At 70.9% G+C, this 4,627-nt stretch carries 3 protein-coding genes; all 3 read right to left on the bottom strand.

Annotated features, from left to right (window positions below; all coding sequences use genetic code 11):
* Positions 1–267: 267 nt before the first annotated feature.
* Positions 268–621 carry a hypothetical protein gene (locus B8460_RS12435; RefSeq protein ID WP_048861921.1) on the bottom strand — a complete coding sequence of 118 codons (354 nt, stop codon included), beginning with the start codon at positions 619–621 and terminating at the stop codon, positions 268–270.
* Positions 618–1,085, bottom strand: coding sequence for a hypothetical protein (locus B8460_RS12430; protein WP_206742651.1), 468 nt, complete (start codon positions 1,083–1,085; stop codon positions 618–620). The genes B8460_RS12435 and B8460_RS12430 overlap by 4 nt, the downstream gene beginning before the upstream one ends.
* A 147-nt stretch (positions 1,086–1,232) precedes the next feature.
* Positions 1,233–4,627, bottom strand: a 3,395-nt coding sequence (mfd, locus tag B8460_RS12425; RefSeq protein ID WP_048861919.1) for a transcription-repair coupling factor, incomplete at its 5' end; no start/stop codon positions are given.

The raw sequence follows: 4,627 nt of genomic DNA, 5'->3' as shown, positions 1-4,627 counted from the left end.
GCGATGATGTCATAGGTGCCGGTCACCGGCACGGTGTAGGTGGCGATCGTACCGGTGAATTGATACGTGACGGTGGAGACAGACATGTCAGGTGATACCTCCTGCGGCGGTTCGCAGTCATACGGGTATCATCCCGTGAAAAACAACGATCTTTAGCGTCAACGAGGGGCCGGGCGCCGCGCGTGCGCAGCCTGCTGCTGCAGGTCGTGACCCTGATCGCCGAGTGGCAGCAGGTCCGGGCCTGACCCCCCGGCCGGACCGGCGCCGTCAGTTGTGGCAGTTCGTGCTGGACGTCAGGGTGCCGGCATTGACGCCGGACGAAGCGGTGCTGGTGCCGGAGCACGTCATGTGGCTGAGATCGGGCACCGCGCTCGCCTTCGCCGCGTCGATCTGCTGCTGCTGATGCGCCTGATACGCGGCCCGCTGCTGCGCGTCGCTGGCGCTCGTCGGATGCGGGTCGGCGTAGTCCTTGCCGTTGAACGCAGTTCCGTCGAACGACACACCGCCGGTCGCCGGCATGCCGAGATTGCCGTGCGGCAGCCCGGCGCAGCCGCCGAGCAGCGCGAGCAGACCCGCCGCGGCCAGCTTCGCGCCGGCACGGGCCGATACCTGAGCCTTCATTGCGACAGCGTCCCCGCGTTCTGCATCTTGTCCAGGTCTTTCTGGATGGAGTCGCGCACCGCATCCACCGGGTTCGACGACGGCGTCGTCGATGGCGCCGACGCGGGCGACGGCGTGGGCGGGGGCTGCGGCGGCCGCGACGACGTGGCGTAGATGCCCTGCCCCGTCTTGCGATCCCAGGCATCCTGGCTCGCCGCATCGGCGGCGGCTTTCCGCGCGTCGCGGTCACGTTGGGCATCCGCCTGCCGCGCCGCTTCCGCCCGCCGGTCCGCCGCCGCCTGTGCGTCGCGTTCGGTTGCGACGGTCATCATGCAGTGCGCGAAACCATCGGTGCCCGGCTGAAAGCCAAAGCCCATGCAGCGGTTCTGGTCGCCCGCGCGCTGCGCTGCCGCCTGTGCGGCCAGTTCGGCGGGCGACGGCGCGCAGCCCGCGAGGACGCAAAGCGACGCCGCAAGCGCGGTCACGGTCGGAAGACGCATCGGACGCTCCGCCACGATCGTATGCGCCGACGCTAGACGGAACCCTTCCGCCGCGTCAACGAGCGCCGTGCCGCATGTCGTCGGGTTTCGGCATCATCGCCGCGAACGCAGGATGAGGTTGCGGCCGGGCCGCTACGCCGCCTTCGCCTGTCCCGCGATGCGTTGCAAGGTCGCCAGCACCTCGCGCGCCGTGCGCACGCGGGCACCCACGTTCATCTCGCGGGCGATCGACAGCTTGTGGTCGGGACGCAGGCGCATCGCGGTGTCGCGGCCGCCCTTCGCCCCCAGCCACGCGACCAGCCCGGCCGGGTTGCTGAAGGCGTTGCCGCGGAAGCTGATGACCATGCCCTTCGGCCCGGCTTCGACCTTCTCCACGCCGACCTCGCGGCAGATGCGTTTCAAGGCGACGACCTGCAACAGGTTCTCGACCTCCTCCGGCAGCTTGCCGAAACGGTCGGTGAGTTCCGCCGCCATCGCCTCGCCCTCGGCGTCGGAGGCCAGCGCGCCGATGCGCCGGTACAGGCCGAGGCGCACGGGCAGGTCGCGCACATAGGTCTCCGGGATCAGCACCGGCAGGCCAAGCGTTATGTTGGGCGTCCAGTCGCGGTCTTCCGTGCGGCGGCGTCCCTCGCCGGCCCGCACCTCGGCAACCGCATCCTCCAGCATCTGCTGATAGAGTTCGATGCCGACCTCGCGGATATGCCCGCTCTGTTCGTCGCCCAGCAGGTTGCCGGCGCCGCGTATGTCGAGGTCGTGCGACGCGAGGGTGAAGCCGGCGCCGAGGCTGTCGAGCGTCTGCATCACGTCGAGCCGCTTTTCCGCCGCCGCCGACAGGCGATGCGTCTGCGGCCAGGTCAGATAGGCGTAGCCGCGCTGCTTGCCGCGCCCGACGCGGCCGCGCAGCTGATAGAGCTGCCCGAGGCCGAACATGTCGGCGCGGTAGATGATCAGCGTGTTGACCGCCGGCATGTCGAGACCGCTCTCCACGATGTTGGTGGACAGCAGGATGTCGTAGCGGCCGTCGCCGAACTCCGTCATCACGCGCTCAAGCTCGGTCGGCGCGAGACGGCCATGCGCCTGCACGATGCGCGCCTCCGGCACGATCTCGCCCAGCCGCTCGGCCATGCGGCCCATGTCCTCGATGCGCGGCACGACGCAGAACACCTGCCCGCCGCGGAACCGCTCGCGCTGGATCGCCTCGCGGATCACGACCGAGTCGTACGGCATGATGAAGGTGCGCACCGCCAGCCGGTCGACCGGCGGCGTCGCGATCAGGCTCATCTCGCGCACGCCCGTCAGCGCGAGTTGCAGCGTGCGCGGAATGGGCGTCGCGGTCAGCGTCAGCACGTGCACGTCGGCGCGCAGCTGTTTCAGACGCTCCTTGTGCGCGACGCCGAAATGCTGCTCCTCGTCGACGATCAGCAGCCCGAGATCGGCGAAGGCGATGCCGCGGGCGAGCAGCGCGTGGGTGCCGACAACGATGTTGACCGAGCCGTCGGCGAGGCCCTTTTTCACCGCCGCCTGTTCCTTGACTGCCACCATGCGCGACAGCTGCGCCACGTTGATCGGCAGGCCGGCGAAGCGCGCGGCGAAGGTGCGGTAGTGCTGGCGCGCGAGCAGCGTGGTCGGCACCACCACCGCGACCTGTGCCCCCGACATGGCGGCGACGAAGGCGGCGCGCAACGCGACCTCCGTCTTGCCGAAGCCGACATCGCCGCACACCAGCCGATCCATCGGCCGCCCGCTCGCCAGATCCTCCAGCACGTCGGCGATGGCGCGCGCCTGATCCTCGGTCTCGGCGAAGGGGAAGCGGGCGCAGAACTCGTCCCACGTGCCCTCCGGCGGCGTCACGCTCGGCGCCTCGCGCAGGCGGCGTTCGGCGGCGATGCGGATCAGCTCGCCCGCCATGTCGCGGATGCGGCTCTTCATCCGCGCCTTGCGCGTCTGCCAGCCGACGCCGCCGAGCTTGTCGAGGCCGACGCCCGCCTGCTCGCTGCCGAAGCGCGACAGCAGCTCGATGTTCTCGACCGGCAGGAACAGCTTCTCGTCGCCGTCGTAGATCAGGCGCAGGCAGTCATGCGGCGCGTTGCCGACCGACAAGGTCACCAGCCCGTCATAGCGGCCGATGCCGTAATCCTGATGCACCACCAGATCGCCCTCGGCGATCTCGGTCGCCTCGGCGATGAACTGATCAGCGCGCTTGCGCCGGCGCGGTGGGCGGCTGATGCGCTCGCCCAGCAGATCCTGCTCGCCCACCACGGCCAGCCGGTCGGCGACGAAGCCGCGTTCCAGCCCGAGCGTGACGAGCGAGATGGTGCCGGACGGCTTGCGCCGGATCGCCGGCCAGTCCTCGGCCGCCGCGGCCTCGCCCACCGCGTCGCGTATGCCCTGTTCGCGCAACAGGTTGGCCAGCCGCTCGCGCGAGCCGCGGGTCCAGGCGGCGACGACGATGCGGCGATTCTCCGCGATCCAGCGTGCGACGTCGGCGCGGAACTGTTCGAACGCCGCCGGGCCGCCCGCGACCGTGGCACCGGAGGCGGCGCCGCGCTGCACGTAGATCGGACCGGGCCGCCCGCCGCCATCGACCCCCGCGCCCCCGTCCGGCATGGCAAAGGGGCTGAAGACGAACAGCGGGCCGCCCGCCAGCATCGCGTCCCAGCCGGCGCGGTCGAGATACAGCAGCGACGGCGGCAGCGCGCGATACGGCACCTCGCCGTCGCGCGTGATGCCGAGCCGCGCCTGATGGTGATCGGCGATCATCTCGAGCCGCTGGGCGAGCACTTCCTCCGCCTGATGATCGAGGCTGACGGACGCGCCCGGCAGGTAGTCGAGCAAGGTCTCCATCCGGTCGTGGAACAGCGCGACCCAATGCTCGATGCCGGCGTGGCGCATGCCCTGCGAGACGGACAGGTAAAGCGGGTCGGACGCCGCGTCCTGCCCGAAGCGTTCGCGCCAGGCCGTGCGGAAGCGGGCGACGCTGTCGCGGTCGAGCGGCACCTCGGACACCGGGCGCAGCACGAGGCGGTCGAGCGTGCCGGTGCTGCGCTGGCTTGCCGTGTCGAAGCGACGCAGCGTCTCGATGGTGTCGCCGAACAGGTCGATGCGGACGGGATCGGCCTCGCCGGCCGGGAAGATGTCGATGATGCCGCCGCGCGCCGCGTATTCGCCCGGCTCCATCACCGTGCCGGCGCGCACGTAGCCGTTGGCCTCGAGGAAGCGCGTCAGCCGCTCCGCCGGCAGGTCGTCGCCGGCGGCGACGGCGAGACTCGCATCGGCGAACATCGTGCGCGGCGGCACGCGCTGCACCAGGGCGTTGACGGTGGTGAGCACGATGCGCGGCCGCTTCGATGGCTCCAGCAGCCGCGCGAGGGTCGCGATGCGCTCGGCGACGATCGCCGGGTTGGGCGCGACGCGGTCATAGGGAAGGCAGTCCCAGGCGGGGAAGCGCACCACCTCGGCGTCCGGCGCGAAGAAGCCGAGCGCCTCGGCCATGCGCGCCATGCGGGCGTCGTCGCGGGCGACGTGCA

Source organism: Acidisphaera rubrifaciens HS-AP3 (assembly GCF_000964365.1).
GTDB classification, from domain to species: Bacteria; Pseudomonadota; Alphaproteobacteria; order Acetobacterales; family Acetobacteraceae; genus Acidisphaera; species Acidisphaera rubrifaciens.
This window is presented reverse-complemented; position numbering and strand designations above follow the sequence as displayed.